Consider the following 15,067-nt stretch of genomic DNA (forward strand, 5'->3'; position numbering starts at 1 on the left):
TGTTCCGACGCGCTCGCGGCGCGTCCGCCCGAACTCCGTTGTCCACTACCCAGAGTGAAGGCGTGTGGGGCGAAAAGCCAGAGGAAGGCGGAAATCTTCGGACAACAAATTGATTTCTGGCCGGATTTTGACAGCGGAGAGTGATAGTGGAGCGGGTGACTCCTCCGGTGACTCCTCCGGGGTCAGCCTTCCGGATCGCCCGCCACGGGGAACCGGGACTCGTTCCGCTCGATCTTCGCCTCCAGCGCGGCCAGCGGGTCGACGCCGAGCACCTCACAGAACTGAAGGAGGTACGCCAGGACATCGGCGACCTCGTCCCGGACCCGGTGGGCGGTGTCCGGGTCGGTCATCACGCGGGCCGACTGTTCGGGCGTCAACCACTGGAAGATCTCCAGGAGTTCGGAGGCCTCCACGCTGAGGGCCGCGGCCAGGTTCTTCGGGGTGTGGTACGGCTGCCAGTCGCGCGCGGCGGCGAACTCGGCCAGCCTGCGCCGCAGGGCCGCGAGGTCACGAGGGTGATCGGTCACGGGTCCAGGTGTACCACCGTGACGCCGTCCGGCCCGTCCGGCCCGTCCGCCCCTGCCGCCCCGACCGCCCCCGCCGCCCACGACGCGTCGGCGACCGTTCCGACGAAGCGGATGTGCCCCCGGTCGCACATCCGCGCAGCCAGCCGGAGCAGTTCGGCGCGCTGGCGCACGTCGAGCCCGCGGTCGAAGCCGTCGGCGAGGACGGTGAGCGTCTGGAGGGCGGCGGGCACCTCACCGGCCGGGTCGACCTCCAGTACGCCGGGGCCGGTGAACAGCACGAGCGCGAGGGCGAGGTAGCGCAGTTCGCCGTAGCCGAGGCGGGCGAGGCCGGTGCGGATGCCGTCGCCCCGGTCGATCAGCGCGCGGACCACGCCGCCGACGACCGGTTCGGCCAGGACGTCCTCGACGGGGCCCGCGCATCCGGTGCGTACCGCCGCGACGAACTGCGCGTGCCGCCGGCCGCACTCGGCGCGGGTGCGCCACAGCACGTCGGCGAGGTTGTCGCAGCCGCCGAGCAGGCGCCCGGAGCCGGCGGGCACGGGCTCGCGCATCCGGCCCGGCCGCGGATCGCAGGCGAAGACGGAGCGCAGGGCGACCACCATCTGCTCGGCCGCCGCCAGAACCCTGCGCTGCCCGTCCGTCTTGCCGGCCACCCGCAGCGGAAGCAGCGGAGTGCCGAGCCGGTCGTCCGGCAGGGGGGCGCGGGTCACGGGCGCCGACCCGGCCGTGTGCCAGGCCGCCTGCACGGCACGCCGACCCGGGTCGCGCAGGGCCGTCTCAAGGAGTACGACGCCGTCCGCCGACAGCCGCTCCCCCACGATGCGCAGCTCGGGCTCGGCCTGCACGGCGACGTCCAGGTGCACCGGCCCCTCGGCCCCGTCGGCCGTGCAGCCGATGCGAAAGCCCCGGCGGCGCTGGGCGTCGGGCCGGGCACGCTCGGGCACGCAGGCACCGGGGTCCGGGAACACCGCGCCGAGTTCCGCGCCGCCGCCGAGCCGGGCCAGGGCGTCGTACGCCCTGAGCGCACTGGTCTTGCCGCTGCCGCTGGACCCGGCGAGCAGGGTGAGCGGCCCGAGCCGCAGCACGGCGCGCCGGTGCCCGGCGAAGGCGGCCAGCCTCAACTGGGTGACACGGGGCCGGCCGGGGAGCGTCTCGACGGACGCCGGCGACGCGGCGGACCCGGGTGACCCGGGGGACGCCGGTGACGGGGAGGACGCAGGTGACGCTGCCATATGCGGACCGTAGGACTCCACAGGACGGCGAACCGTTTTGCCCGGACGGCTTTCCTACGATCGGGGGACCGGGCGGTCAGGACCGGGGCGGCCGTCACTCTCCGGGACTCCGGGGCCGTCACATTCCGGGGACCCCCGCCGCGCCCTCCATCAGCCCGTTCACCTCGGTTCCCGCCGGGGTCAGCAGGAAGACGTTGCGGTCGACTCGATGCATCCCGCTGGCCAGCCCGAAGACGACGCCGGTACTGAAGTCCAGGACCCGCTTGGCGACCTCGCCCTCGGCGCTGGTCAGGTCCAGGAGGACCGGAATGCCCGCCATCAGGGTCTCGGCGACCTCGCGGGCGTCCGCGAACACGTTGACCCGCAGCACGACGAACCGACGGCGCCGCTCCGTCTCCGCCTCCGGCATCGCCCGGTGACCGACCGCCGACGGCCAGGCGTCGCGCCCGCGCAACGGAACGACCTGGGCGAGCCCTTCCCACTGTTCATCGGTGACGTCGTGGCTGTTCACCGGCTCCCCCGATTTCACTCGCCTTCATTGCCTGCACCAGCCAATTCTTACGCCAAGTCACCCGTTCGGCCCAACAGCGACACGGTCGGCGACGCTCCGTGTCCGGTGATTGCGCGGCACCGGGCGGGGTACTCAGCGACGGCCGTCGCGCCGGGCGGGCGCCACCACCGCGCCGACGGACGTACACCGCCACACGGAGGAGTGCCCATGGGTGCGCTGGATCTGCCCGAGCCCGTCACGCGCGAAGGGGCACCGCCGCCGGTCGACACCGCCGCGCTCCAGGCGGCCCTGCGCGAGCGGGTGGACGGGGAGATCCGCTTCGACGCCGGGAGCCGGGCCGCCTACTCCACGGACGCGTCGAACTTCCGGCAGACACCCATCGGCGTGGTCGTCCCGCGCACCCCGGAGGCCGGGGCGGAGGCGGTGGCCGTGGCGCGGGACTTCGGGGCGCCCGTGCTCTCGCGCGGTGGCGGGACGAGCCTGGCCGGGCAGTGCACCAACGCGGGCGTGGTCCTCGACTGGTCCAAGTACTGCACGCGGCTGGAGTCGGTGGACCCCGACGCCCGCACCTGTGTCGTACAGCCCGGCATCGTGCTCGACGACCTGAACCGGCAACTCGCGCCGTACGGCCTGCGCTACGGGCCCGAGCCCGCCACCCACGCCAACTGCACCCTCGGCGGCATGATCGGCAACAACTCCTGCGGTGCCACCGCGCAGGCGCACGGCAAGGTGGTGGACAACATCGCCCGCCTCGAGGTGCTGCTGTACGACGGCACCCGCTTCTGGTGCGGGGAGACCGGCGACGAGGAGTACGCCGAGATCGAGCGGCAGGGCGATCTGCGGGCGACCGTCTACCGGCGGCTGCGCGCGCTGCGCGACACCTACGGGGACGAGGTGCGCCGCCGGTTCCCGGACATCCCGCGCCGGGTCTCCGGCTACAACCTGGACTCGCTGCTGCCCGAGTACGGCTTCGACGTGGCGGGTCTGCTGGTGGGCAGCGAGTCGACGCTGGTCACGGTGGTGCGGGCGGAGCTGGAACTGGTGCCGGTGGTGAAGGAACGCTCCCTGCTGATCCTGGGGTTCGACACCATCGACAAGGCCGCCGACGCGGTGCCCGACATCCTGCCGCACGAGCCGATCGCGCTGGAGGGCGTCGACGCCCGGCTGGTCCGCGACGAGCGGATCAAGCACCTGAACGCGGAGGCGCTGGCCGAGATGCCCGCGGGCGACGCCTATCTGATGGTGCAGTTCGGCGGGGACACCGTCGAGGAGGCCGGCGCGCGGGCGCACCGGATGCTGGAGGCCGTGCACCGCTCCGAGCACGACGCCGACTGCGCGTTCATGGACGACCCGTCGCACGAGCAGGACCTGTGGCAGGTCCGCGAGGCCGGGCTCGGCGCCACCGCGCACATCCCGGGCAGGCCCGACACCTTCGAGGGCTGGGAGGACTCGGCGGTCTCCCCCGACAGGCTGGGCGACTACCTGCGCCGACTGCGCGCCCTGTTCGAGGAGTTCGGATACCTGAGCGACACCGGTCCGAGCCTGTACGGCCACTTCGGGCATGGCTGCGTGCACACCCGGATCCCGTTCGACCTGTACACCGCGGACGGCGTGGCGACGTACCGGAGGTTCATGGAGCGGGCGGCCGATCTCGTCGTCGAGTTCGGCGGCTCGCTGTCCGGCGAGCACGGGGACGGGCAGAGCCGGGGCGAGTTGCTGTCCCGGATGTTCGGAGACCGGCTCGTGGAGGCGTTCGGGCGGCTGAAGGCCGTCTTCGACCCGCTGGACCGGATGAACCCGGGGAAGGTCGTCGCGCCGTACGGGCTGGACGAGAACCTGCGCCTCGGCGGTGACTGGGCTCCGTTCGAGCCCCGCGACCTGCATTTCCGGTTCCCGCACGACGGGGGTTCGTTCGCGCAGGCGGCCAATCGCTGCGTCGGGGTCGGAAAGTGCCGGCAGCACACCAGCGACGGCACGGTGATGTGCCCGTCGTACCAGGTGACCCGGGAGGAGGAGCACTCGACGCGGGGGCGGGCCCGGCTGCTGTTCGAGATGCTCGACGGGCACGGGGACGGCGCGATCCGGGACGGCTGGCGTTCGGAGGTGGTCAAGGACGCCCTCGATCTGTGCCTGGCCTGCAAGGGCTGCAAGAAGGACTGTCCGGCGGACGTGGACATGGCCACGTACAAGGCGGAGTTCCTGTCCCACCACTACGAGGGACGCCCGTGGCGCAGGCCCCGCTCGGACTGGTCGATGGGCTGGCTGCCGGCGCTCGCGCAGGTGGTGGGCCGCACGCGGCTCGCGCCGGTCGTCAACGCGCTCACGCACACCCCGCTGCTGTCGAAGGCCGCGGTGCTGATGGCGGGGGTGGCGGACCGGGAGGTGCCGCTGTTCGCGGAGCGGACCTTCGAGCAGTGGTTCGCGGACCACGAGCCGGAGGGCGACGGGCGCCGCGGCTCCGTGCTGCTGTGGCCGGACACCTTCACCAACCACTTCCACCCGCACGTCGGCCGGGCGGCGGTACGGGTCCTCGAACACGCCGACTGGAGGGTGGAGTTGCCCGAGGAGCCGCTGTGCTGCGGGCTGACCTGGATCTCCACCGGGCAGCTGGGCACGGCGGAGAAGGTCCTCACCCGTACCGTGCGCGCTCTGGCCGCCCAGGTGCGGTCGGGCGGCCTGGTGGTGGCGCTGGAGCCGAGCTGCGCGGCCGTGTTCCGGGCGGACGCGGCGGAGCTGTTCCCCGGCGACCAGGACGTGCTGCGGCTGGCCGAGCAGACGGTGACGCTGTCGGAGCTGCTCACCGAGCACTCCCCCGGTTACGAGCCGCCGCAGGTACCGGACCGGTCCGCGCGTGCGCTGGCCCAGGTGCACTGCCACCAGCACGCGGTACTGGGCTGGGAGGCCGACCAGGAGCTGCTGCGCCGGGCCGGTGTGGACGCGGAACGGCTGGACTCCGGCTGCTGCGGGCTGGCCGGCAACTTCGGCTTCGAGCGCGGTCACCTGGACGTCAGCGAGGCGTGCGCGGAGCGGGTGCTGCTGCCGCGGCTGCGGGAGGAGGACGAGTCGACCGTCGTCCTCGCGGACGGGTTCAGCTGCCGCACCCAGATCCACGAGTTCGACAGCGGCGGCCACGAGGGCGTGCACCTGGCGGAACTGCTGGCCTCGGCCCTGCCGGGCCCCGCGACCGGCCCCGAGACCCCGGGCAGCGCGTACGGCACCGCGCCGGGCGCCCGTCCGGCGGCTCCGAGCCGCCGGGCACAAGCGCTGGCCCTGGCGGGCACGGCGGTGGCCGCCGCCGTGGGCGCCGCGGGGGCGGCCGTACTGGCCCGCGGCCTGCGCCGCCGCTGATCCCCCGCCGCCCCTCGACCACTGGCACGCCTCCCGGGAGCCGCGGGTACGGCTCCAGGGAGGGCGCGCCGGGTGAACGTCAGGCCCGGGCGGAGCTGTCCTGGCGGCTGGCCAGGGCCCAGATCACGAACACGTCGATGGCCATCATGATCACGGACCAGACGGGCGAGTACGGCAGGAACAGGAACTGGGCGACCAGACTCAGCGAGGCGAGGACGATGCCCGCCATGCGCGCCCACGTCATGTCCTTGAGCAGGCCGTACCCGGTGACGAACACGAGGGCGCCGAGGATGACGTGGACGATCCCCCAGCCGGTGAGGCTCATCTCGTAGACGTAGGTGCCGATACGGGCGTACACGTCGTCCTCGGCGATGGCCGCGATGCCCTGCAGGACGGCGAGGGCGCCGCTCAGCAGTAGCAGTACGCCCGCGAAGACGACACCGCCGGTCACCCAGCCGCTGGTGCGGTCGCCCGAGCGCTGGGCCCAGGAGGCGTCGCCGCCGTGGGACGGCCGGCCGGGAGAGGGTTCGGCGTGCTGGCTCATGAGCGGAGTCCTTTCTGTGTCCCCCGTACGGGGCAGCTGCCCACCGGCGCCGACGGCACCGACAGGTCGTTCAGAGCCTGCGGGCGTCCGCGGTCCCCGGCCACGCGGGCCCGCCGGACGGGTGAACCGCGCGCCGGACGTGCGCATGCGGGCGCTCGCGGCCTCGCGTTAACTGAGCGGCATCCGCGGCCACGGGTGACCGACGGGCCTCGGGGCGGAAGAAGGAGGGCGTGTGACAAGTCGGCCGCTGCCCCGGCGGGCCCCGGCGCCCCGACGTGGCCCGCTGCCCCGGCGGAGGCCGCTGTCCCCGGGGACGCCGCTGTCCCGACGGGCCCGGCTGCTGCTGCAGGCCCCGCAGCCCCGACAGGCCCCGCTGTCCCGGGGGACGCCGCCGCCACGGGGGACGCTGTCCCGACGGGACCGGCTGCTCCTGCAGGCCCCGCAGCCCCGACAGGCCCGGCAGCCCGGTGAGGCCCGGCAGGCCCGGCAGGCACAGCTGTCCCGGCAGAACCGACAGGCTCGGCAGAACCGACAGGCACAGACGCCCTGGCAGACCCCACCGGACCGACAGGCCGGACAGCCCCAGCTGCCCGGGCAGGCCCGGCTGTCCTGGCAGTCCCCACAGAAGCGGCAGGCTCGGCAGCCCCAGCTGCCGCCCCGGCAGACCCCACAGAACCGGCAGGCCCGGCAGCCCCGGCAGAGCCCGCTGGCCCGGCAGGCCCCACTGGGCCGGCAGGCCCCACTGGGCCGGCAGGCCCGGCGGGCCCGGCAGGCCCGGCAGGCCCGGCAGCCCCCGCTGGTCCGGCGGGGCCCGCGTGGGCGGGTTCCGTGACCGCGCCGGTTAACGCCGTCCCGGAACGGGCCGAGCAGTCCCTGCGGCAGACCCTGCTCAGCCCCGGCTACCGGCGGCTGTTGCTGCTGTGCGTGCTGCTGGGCGTTCCCATCGCGCTGGCCTGTTTCTTCTTCGTCGGGCTCCAGCACGAGTTGCAGCACTGGGTGTGGGTCTCGCTGCCGGAGGCGGCCGGTTACCACGTCCCGCCCTGGTGGTGGCCGCTGCCCGCGCTGCTCCTGGCCGGGCTGATCCTGGCGCCGATCGTGACCCGGATGCCGGGCGGCGGCGGGCATCTGCCGGTGAACGGCCTGGGCGGCGCGCCCGTCGGCCCCCGCGCCCTGCCCGGCGCGGTGCTCGCCGCCCTGGCCACGCTGCCCCTCGGCGTGGTGCTGGGCCCGGAGGCCCCGCTCATGGCCGTCGGCAGCGGGCTCGCCCTGCTGGCGGTGCGACGGGCGGGTGCGGGCGCGGACCAAAGGGCGGGCGCGATCCTCGCCACGGCCGGTTCCACCGCCGCCATCTCCACCATCCTCGGCGGTCCGGTGGCCGCGGCGGTCCTGCTCATCGAGGGGGCGGGGCTCGCCGGGGCGCGACTGGTCGCGCTGCTGCTGCCCTGTCTGCTGGCCAGCGCGACGGGCGCCCTGGTCTTCACCGGCTTCGGGCAGTGGACGGGACTGAAGATCGGCGCGCTGGCCCTGCCCGAGCTGCCGCCCCAGGCCGGTCCGGACGCGGGCGACTTCCTGTGGGGCCTTCCCACGGCCGCCCTGATCGCCGTACTGGTCACGCTGGGCCGTGAGCTGGGCCGCCGCACCGTCACCTGGACGCGGCACCACACGGCCGCGCGCACCATCGCCTGCGCCACCGCGGTCGGCGTCTGTGTCGCCGCGTACGCGCTGATCACCGGCCGCTCCCCGGCCGAGGCCGCGCTGTCCGGCCAGTCCACCCTCGCCCAGCTCGCCGCGCACCCGCACGCCTGGTCCGTGGGGGCCCTGGTCGCCCTGGTCGCGTGCAAGGGACTGGCCTGGGGCGTCGCGCTGGGCGCTCTGCGCGGCGGCCCGATCTTCCCGGCCGTACTGCTGGGCGCGGCGACCGCCTCGGCCTGCTCCGGGCTGCCCGGATTCGGCGCGACCCCGGCCCTCGCCCTCGGCGTCTCCGCCGCGGCGGCCGCGGTGACGGGGCTGCCGCTGGCCAGCGCGGTCCTGGCGGTGCTGCTGATGGGCCGGGACGCCCACGACCAGATGCCGCTGATCGTCATGGCGTCGGTCGTCGCCTTCGTCGTCGCCCAGCTGGTGCGCCGGACCGAGCCGAAGGCGGCCGGGGCGTCGGGCGGGGCGTCGACGACGGGAGCGGGACCGTGACGGACCGGACGGGCGGCCGGACCGCACGCCCCCGTACCGGCTGGGCATCCGTCCGGCCCTGGCTCGTACGGGCCGGGATCGCGGCCGCCGTGGTCGTGGCCTATTTCCTGCTCCCCCTCGACCACCTGGGCCCCCAGCGGCCCGTGCTGAGCTGGGCGCTGTTCGCCCTGCTGCTGACCGTCGTGGCCGTACTGCTGCTCCGGCAGATCCGGCACGTCCTCCTCGACCGTCCGGACAGCCGGCCCGGGGTGGTCATCTCCCTGCTGATCGTCCTGTCCGTGCACGTCTTCTCGGCCACGTACTACGCCCTCGCCAAGCAGCCGGGCGAGTTCAGCGGGCTGCACACCAGGGTCGACGCGCTGTACTTCACCGTGGTGACGCTCGCCACCGTCGGGTACGGGGACATCACCCCGCGGGGCCAGGCCGCGCGGGTCGTGACGATCCTGCAGATCACCTACAGCTTCGTCTTCCTCACGGCCGCGGCGACCGCGCTGACCACCCGGATGCGGGACATGGTGGCCCGGCGGCCCGAGCGGGGCCGCTCCCGCTGGAACGGGCCTTGAAACTGCCGCCGCGTCACCTCCTGGCCTCGGTCGCACACGTGTGGAGGAGCTGCATGACGCATTCGGCCGACGGCACCCGTCGCATCGGCGAACTCGCGCGGGAGACCGGACTGAGCATCCGCGCCCTGCGCTACTACCGCCGGCTGGGACTGCTCACGCCGTCCGCCCGCACCGACGGCGGCCACCGCTGCTACGACGCCGCCGGCGTCCGGCGCCTGCACCGCGTCCTGGCGCTGCGCGGCTTCGGGCTGCCCCTGGCACGGATCCGCGCCGTACTGGACGCCGAACCCGACCACGACCCGGCGGAGCTGATCCGACGGCAGCTCGAAGTCGTCGAGGAGCGGCTGCGGCAGACCGCCGAGCTCCGGCTGCGGCTGCGGCTGCGACTGCGACTGCGACTGCGACTGCGACTGCGACTGCTGGGCGTACTGGGTGCGCTCGACGCCTCGGCCGACGGCTCGACCGAGGCCTATCTGAACGTGATCGAGGAGATGACCGCGATGGACCGGCCCCTGACACCGGAAGAGGTGGACCGCCTGAGCGAGGCGCGCCGCCGCTACGCCGAGTCCCTCGGTGAGGACGGACTCCGTGCCCTGCACCACAGGCGCGCGGAGATCTTCGCCACGCTGAGCGAGGACGGACGGCGGCGGATGTCGGACCGGCGGCGCCGCGCGTTTCGGCAGGCCTGAGGCCTCTGCGAGGGCCCGGCGGTACGTCCGCGGGACCCGAGGCCCGCTTGTGCCCACCCGCGTGGGAGCACTACTGTCGCCACGCCTTGGTGAACGGGAAATCCGGTGTGATGCCGGTGCGGCCCTCGCCACTGTGAATCGGGAAGTCCGGCTCCGGCCCTCAGGGGCAGCCACTGGATCGCTTGCGGTCCGGGAAGGCGGAGCACGGGCGGTGGTACCCGTAAGCCAGGAGACCGGCCAAGGCGCGTCGTCCATCCACGAGGTGCTGGAGAGGGTCTGCTGAGCCATGCACATAGCCGAGGGCTTTCTGCCACCGGCGCACGCGATCGCCTGGGGTGTCGCGTCCGCGCCGTTCGTCGTCCACGGAGTCCGGTCACTCACCCGTGAGGTCAGGGAGCATCCCGAGAGCACACTGCTCCTCGGCGCCTCCGGAGCCTTCACGTTCGTCCTGTCGGCCCTGAAACTGCCGTCCGTCACCGGGAGTTGCTCGCACCCGACCGGCACCGGCCTGGGCGCGATCCTGTTCCGGCCGCCTATCATGGCGGTCCTGGGCACCATCACCCTGCTCTTCCAGGCGCTGCTGCTCGCCCACGGCGGGCTGACCACGCTCGGCGCGAACGTCTTCTCGATGGCCATCGTCGGCCCCTGGGCCGGGTACGGCGTCTACCGGCTGCTGCGCCGCTGGGACGTGCCGTTGATGGTCACCGTGTTCTTCGGGGCGTTCGTCGCCGACCTGTCCACGTACTGCGTCACGAGCGTGCAGCTGGCGCTGGCCTTCCCGGACCCGAGCAGCGGGTTCCTGGGCGCGCTCGGCAAGTTCGGGTCCATCTTCGCCGTCACGCAGATCCCGCTCGCGGTGAGCGAGGGCCTGCTCACGGTGATCGTGATGCGGCTCCTTGTGCAGTCCAGCAAGGGCGAACTGACCCGGCTGGGCGTGCTGCCGGCGAAGGCGGGGACGGGCGCGGGCACGGGCACGGGGACCAAGGAACAGGCGGTGGCCCGATGAGCCGCAACGCGAAGATCAACGCCCTGCTGCTGCTCGCCGTGGCCGCGCTGGCGGTGCTGCCGCTGGTGCTGGGGCTCGGCGACCACAAGGAGGAGCCGTTCGCCGGGGCCGACGCGGAGGCCGAGACGGCGATCACCGAGATCGAGCCGGACTACGAGCCGTGGTTCTCCCCGCTGTACGAACCCCCGTCCGGGGAGGTCGAGTCGGCGCTGTTCGCACTGCAGGCCGCGCTCGGCGCGGGGGTGCTGGCGTACTACTTCGGGCTGCGCCGGGGCCGACGGCAGGGTGAGGGGCGGGCGTTGGCGGCGACGGCGGCACCGCGGGACACCCCTGAAGGGGACTGAGTGCTGCCGATCGACGCGGCGGCGCACGGCAGTCGCTGGCGCCGCCGCCATCCCGTGGACAAGGCCGTGCTCGGTCTCGGTCTGACCGTGCTCGCGATCTCGCTGCCGCCGTGGCCGGGTGCGGCGCTGGTGCTGGTGACGGCGCTGACGGTGCTGCTCGGCCCGGCGGGCGTGCCCGGGCGCCGGCTGTGGCGGGCGTACCGGGTGCCGCTGGGCTTCTGCGTGACGGGGGCGCTGCCGCTGCTGGTGCAGGTCGGGGGCCTGGACGGGTTCCTGTCGGCGGCCGACGGCGGTGCGGTGCGCGCGGGTGGGCTGCTGCTGCGCACCTCGGCGGCCTCGCTGGGGGTGCTGCTGTTCGCGTTCACCACGCCGATGTCCGACCTGCTGCCCCGGCTGGTGCGGGCCGGGGTGCCCGCGCCGGTCGTGGACGTGGCGCTGGTGACGTACCGGATGAGTTTCCTGCTGCTGGACTCCGTGCGCCGGATCCGTGAGGCGCAGGCCGCGCGGCTGGGGCACACCACGCGGGCGGCGACCTGGCGTTCGCTCGGGGGGCTCGGCGCCACCGCGTTCGTGCGGGCCTTCGACCGGGCGGCGCGGCTCCAGTCGGGGCTCGCCGGGCGCGGTTACGACGGCACCCTGCGCGTGCTGGTGCCGGAGGCCCGCGTCTCGGTGCCGTTCACGGCGGCGAGCGTCGCGCTCCTTGCGGCGCTGGCCGGCCTCACCCTCGTACTGGAAGGACCCCTGTCGTGAGCGAACCGGCGCAAGCAGCGGAACCGGCCCTGGTCGCCCTGCGGGGCGCGTCGTTCGCGTACGAGGAGGGCCCGGACGTGCTGGCGGGGCTGGACTTCGCGGTGCGTGAGGGGCGTGCGCTGGCGCTGCTGGGCCGCAACGGCAGTGGGAAGACCACGCTGATGCGGCTGCTCAGCGGCGGACTTCGGCCGCGCGCGGGGACGTTGTCGGTCGGCGGGGAGCCGGTGACGTACGACCGCAAGGGGCTGACCCGGCTGCGGACCACGGTGCAGTTGGTGGTGCAGGACCCGGACGACCAGCTCTTCGCGGCCTCGGTCGGCCAGGACGTGTCCTTCGGGCCGCTGAACCTCGGTCTGCCCGACGCGGAGGTCCGGTCCCGGGTGGAGGAGGCGCTCGCCGCGCTGGACATCGCGGCGCTGGCCGACCGGCCCACGCACCTGCTGTCGTACGGGCAGCGCAAGCGGACCGCGATCGCCGGGGCGGTCGCGATGCGGCCCCGGGTGCTCATCCTCGACGAGCCGACCGCCGGGCTCGACCCGGACGGGCAGGAGCGGCTGCTCGCCACCCTGGACCGGCTGCGGGCCGCCGGCACCACCGTGGTGATGGCCACCCACGACGTCGACCTCGCCCTGCGCTGGTCCGACGACGCCGCCCTGCTCACCCCGGACGGTGTCCGCACCGGCCCGACCGCCCCGACGCTGGCCCGCACCGACCTGCTGCGGCGGGCCGGGCTGCGGCTGCCGTGGGGCGTCGCGGCGGCCGGGCTGCTGCGGGCGCGGGGGCTGTTGCCCGACTCGGCGACCGGTCCGCGTACGGCCGAGGAGTTGGCGGCGCTGGCGGAGTGACGGAACGTGGGCGGGGGGCTCAGCCCTGGGAAGGGACCGACTCGGCGGCCCGGTCCCGTGCCGCGCTCTCCGCGGAGTTCTCCTCGGCGGCCCGGCGGGCCCGGCGGCCCGGCAGGACGGCGAGGACGATGGCCGTGCCGGCGGCCATGATGATGCCGCCGGCGAGGCTGGTCGTCGAGACGCCGTGGGCGAAGGCCCGGTTCACGGCGTCGGCGAGGGCCTGCGCCTGCTCCGGTCCGGCGGCCGGGTCGGTGGCGAGCCGCTCGGCGACGGCCAGTCCGCCGCCCACCGAGTCCTGGGCGGTGTCCAGCGCGGTGGCCGGGAGCCGGTCGCCCACCAGGCCGGCCAGTTCGTCCCGGTAGGCGGTGCCGAGCAGGGAGCCCAGGACGGCGATGCCCAGCGAGCCGCCGAGTTCCAGCGCGGTGTCGTTGGCGCCGCCGCCCACGCCCAGTTCGCTCTCCGGGAAGGAGCCCATGATGGTGTCGGTGGCCGGGGAGACGCTGAGGCCGATGGCGAGGCCGAGCAGCAGCATCGGGGCGAGGAAGTCGGCGTAGGTGGAGCCCTGGTCGATCAGGACCAGCAGGAAGACGCCGACGGTGCCGATGGCCATGCCGGAGCCGACCATGGCCTTCACGCCCAGCTTCGGGGTCAGCCGCCCGGTCACCGCCGCGCCGACGAACACGGCACCGGCCAGCGGCAGGAGTCGTACGCCGGTCTCCAGGGCGCCGTAGCCGAGCACGAACTGCAGGAACTGCGTGGCGTAGTAGATGGCGCCGTAGGTGCCGAAGAAGAAGAACAGCACCGCCAGCATGGAGCCGCTGAAGGGCCGCAGCAGGAAGCGCCGCACGTCCAGCATGGGGTGCGGGTGGCGCAGCTCCCAGGCCACGAAGGCGATCAGACCGGCACCGGCGACGACGGCCGCGGTGACGGGACCGGCGCCCCAGCCGAAGTGCGGGCCCTCGATGGTCGCGTAGACCAGGCTGCCGACGGAGAGGATGGAGAGCAGGCCGCCGACGTAGTCGACGCGGCCCGTGCCGGCCGCCCTGGACGGCGGTACGAGGATCAGCGCGCCGATGACGGCGAGGACCGCGATGGGGACGTTGACGAGGAAGGTCGAGCCCCAGGCGTGGTCCTCCAGGAGCCAGCCGGCGACCAGCGGCCCGACGGCGATGGCGAGTCCGGAGGTGGCGGTCCAGGCCGTGATGGCGCGGGCCCGCTCCCCCTTCGGGAAGACCGCCACCAGCAGGGACAGCGTGGCCGGCATGACGACGGCGGCGCCGACGCCCATGACCGCCCGGGCCGCGATCACCAGCCCCGTCTCGTGCACCAGGCTGCCCATCACCGAACCGCCCGCGAAGATCACCAGGCCGGTGACGAGGGCGCCGCGGCGGCTGTACTTGTCGCCGATCGCGCCGAGCACCAGCATCAGCGCGGCGTACGGGACGGTGTAGCCGTCGATGACCCACTGCAGGTCGCTGCTGCTCAGGCCGAGGTCGGCCGTCATGTCCGGGGCGGCCACGATCAGGGACGTGTTGGCCATGACGACGATCAGCAGGCTCAGGCAGAGCACGAGGAGAGCCCACCAGCGCCGGGCGTAGGGCCCGGGCATCTTCTCGACGGGGGTGTTGGCCAGTAGGGGCATGAGGGCTCCCGGGAAACGAGCGAGGGCGACTTAATTGCCCGTAGGTGTGCAGACAAGAGCAGAGTAGTTTGTTGCACATGGGCGTGCAAATATGGTGCCTCCGCCGCATCCTGCGCACGGCTGAGCACCTACAGAGGGATGGCGAGACGTATGCGGCCCGAGGTTCTCGAGACCTGCCGGTCCGGGGGCTCCGGGACCTACTCGGCCGCGACGGGCTTCGCGAGCACCGCCGGGATCACGCCCTCGACCACGGTCCGGGCCCGCCGCTGCGGCACACCGGCCGCGATGAGCGTGGCGACGGTGGCCCGGGTGCCGTCGTCCTCCAGGGCACCGGCGTTGACCTGTTCCAGCAGGGCGACGATCATCGCCTCAAGTCCGGCGCTCAGCACGGCGGGCGGCAGGTGGGCCGGGAAGGCCCCGTCCCGCTGGCCGCGCTCCAGGATGGCGGTGACCTCGGCGCGGGCCGGGGCCAGGATCTCGGCCACGCGCTCCACGCCCAGGTCGTGCCGGGCCAGGGCCAGCAGCATGCGGTACCTGTCGCCCACGGGCCACATCAGCAGCGTGAAGTGCGCGAGCGCCCGGTCGGCCGGTTCGGCCGGCTCCGCCGCGTCGGCCATCGCGCCCCGCAGCACCTCGGACGCCTCCTCGGCGAGGGCCTCGAGAAGCGCCGCGCGCCCCGGGAAGTGGCCGAAAAGGGTACGCCGTACGACACCGGCGGCCCGGGCCAGCTCCTCCAGGGTGGTGTCCGGGTTCCGCCCCAGCTCCCGGCGGGCGGTGGCCAGGATGCGCGCCCTGTTGGACCGCGCGTTGCGTCGCTGCGGCTCACGGGCGACGGGCTTGGTCACGGGAACCTCGGGGCGGGACGATGTGGGGGGGTGG

The 15,067-nt window shown here is 74.1% G+C and carries 15 protein-coding genes and 1 riboswitch; of the genes, 9 read left to right on the plus strand and 6 right to left on the minus strand.

The window, feature by feature from the left end:
* Positions 1-182: 182 nt before the first annotated feature.
* The 3 genes from ABS735_RS27240 to ABS735_RS27250 form a co-directional block, all read right to left on the minus strand.
* Positions 183-527, minus strand: coding sequence for a nucleotide pyrophosphohydrolase (locus ABS735_RS27240; protein ID WP_373903617.1), 345 nt, complete (start codon positions 525-527; stop codon positions 183-185).
* Positions 524-1,759 carry an AAA family ATPase gene (locus tag ABS735_RS27245; RefSeq protein ID WP_373903616.1) on the minus strand — a complete coding sequence of 412 codons (1,236 nt, stop codon included), beginning with the start codon at positions 1,757-1,759 and terminating at the stop codon, positions 524-526. The genes ABS735_RS27240 and ABS735_RS27245 overlap by 4 nt, the downstream gene beginning before the upstream one ends.
* Positions 1,760-1,877: 118 nt before the next feature.
* Positions 1,878-2,270 carry a cell division protein SepF gene (locus ABS735_RS27250; RefSeq protein ID WP_373903615.1) on the minus strand — a complete coding sequence of 131 codons (393 nt, stop codon included), beginning with the start codon at positions 2,268-2,270 and terminating at the stop codon, positions 1,878-1,880.
* Between the two features lie 207 nt (positions 2,271-2,477).
* Here ABS735_RS27250 and ABS735_RS27255 point away from each other — a divergent pair, with 207 nt between their 5' ends.
* Positions 2,478-5,618, plus strand: a complete 3,141-nt coding sequence (locus ABS735_RS27255) for an FAD-binding and (Fe-S)-binding domain-containing protein (protein WP_373903614.1) — start codon at positions 2,478-2,480, stop codon at positions 5,616-5,618.
* A gap of 79 nt (positions 5,619-5,697) precedes the next feature.
* Here ABS735_RS27255 and ABS735_RS27260 read toward each other — a convergent pair whose 3' ends face one another.
* Positions 5,698-6,162 (minus strand): DUF7144 family membrane protein, encoded by a 465-nt coding sequence (locus ABS735_RS27260; RefSeq protein ID WP_373903613.1) that lies wholly within the window; start codon positions 6,160-6,162, stop codon positions 5,698-5,700.
* 232 nt (positions 6,163-6,394) lie between these two features.
* On the opposite strand from ABS735_RS27260, the gene ABS735_RS27265 reads away from it, so the two are divergent.
* The 8 genes from ABS735_RS27265 (at position 6,395) to ABS735_RS27300 (ending at position 12,546) form a co-directional block, all read left to right on the plus strand.
* Positions 6,395-6,994: a hypothetical protein gene (locus ABS735_RS27265; protein ID WP_373903612.1), complete on the plus strand. Its 600-nt coding sequence runs from the start codon at positions 6,395-6,397 to the stop codon at positions 6,992-6,994.
* Positions 6,991-8,349, plus strand: coding sequence for a chloride channel protein (locus ABS735_RS27270; protein ID WP_373903611.1), 1,359 nt, complete (start codon positions 6,991-6,993; stop codon positions 8,347-8,349). The genes ABS735_RS27265 and ABS735_RS27270 overlap by 4 nt, the downstream gene beginning before the upstream one ends.
* On the plus strand, positions 8,346-8,912 hold the full coding sequence (locus tag ABS735_RS27275; protein ID WP_373903610.1) for a potassium channel family protein: 567 nt from the start codon (positions 8,346-8,348) through the stop codon (positions 8,910-8,912). The genes ABS735_RS27270 and ABS735_RS27275 overlap by 4 nt, the downstream gene beginning before the upstream one ends.
* 53 nt (positions 8,913-8,965) lie before the next feature.
* Positions 8,966-9,601 carry a MerR family transcriptional regulator gene (locus ABS735_RS27280; RefSeq protein ID WP_373903609.1) on the plus strand — a complete coding sequence of 212 codons (636 nt, stop codon included), beginning with the start codon at positions 8,966-8,968 and terminating at the stop codon, positions 9,599-9,601.
* A gap of 70 nt (positions 9,602-9,671) precedes the next feature.
* Positions 9,672-9,857: riboswitch (cobalamin riboswitch) on the plus strand.
* 30 nt (positions 9,858-9,887) lie between these two features.
* Positions 9,888-10,607, plus strand: coding sequence for an energy-coupling factor ABC transporter permease (locus ABS735_RS27285; protein ID WP_373903608.1), 720 nt, complete (start codon positions 9,888-9,890; stop codon positions 10,605-10,607).
* Entirely contained in the window at positions 10,604-10,951 is a 348-nt protein-coding gene (locus ABS735_RS27290) for an energy-coupling factor ABC transporter substrate-binding protein (RefSeq protein WP_373903607.1), read from the plus strand. Before ABS735_RS27285 ends, ABS735_RS27290 begins: the two co-directional genes overlap by 4 nt.
* A complete protein-coding gene (gene cbiQ / locus ABS735_RS27295; protein ID WP_373903606.1) occupies positions 10,952-11,701 on the plus strand; it encodes a cobalt ECF transporter T component CbiQ in 750 nt (249 codons plus the stop codon). It begins immediately after the preceding gene.
* On the plus strand, positions 11,698-12,546 hold the full coding sequence (locus ABS735_RS27300; protein WP_373903605.1) for an ATP-binding cassette domain-containing protein: 849 nt from the start codon (positions 11,698-11,700) through the stop codon (positions 12,544-12,546). The genes cbiQ and ABS735_RS27300 overlap by 4 nt, the downstream gene beginning before the upstream one ends.
* Before the next feature lie 19 nt (positions 12,547-12,565).
* Here the strand turns inward: ABS735_RS27300 and ABS735_RS27305 are convergent, their stop codons facing one another.
* Together ABS735_RS27305 and ABS735_RS27310 are read right to left on the minus strand one after the other, a co-directional pair.
* Positions 12,566-14,188, minus strand: coding sequence for an MFS transporter (locus tag ABS735_RS27305; protein WP_373903604.1), 1,623 nt, complete (start codon positions 14,186-14,188; stop codon positions 12,566-12,568).
* A gap of 197 nt (positions 14,189-14,385) precedes the next feature.
* A complete protein-coding gene (locus ABS735_RS27310) occupies positions 14,386-15,033 on the minus strand; it encodes a TetR/AcrR family transcriptional regulator (protein ID WP_373903603.1) in 648 nt (215 codons plus the stop codon).
* Between the last annotated feature and the right edge of the window lie 34 nt (positions 15,034-15,067).

The sequence above is a fragment of the Streptomyces sp. MMCC 100 genome, from assembly GCF_041538145.2.
Classification (GTDB): Bacteria; Actinomycetota; Actinomycetes; order Streptomycetales; family Streptomycetaceae; genus Streptomyces.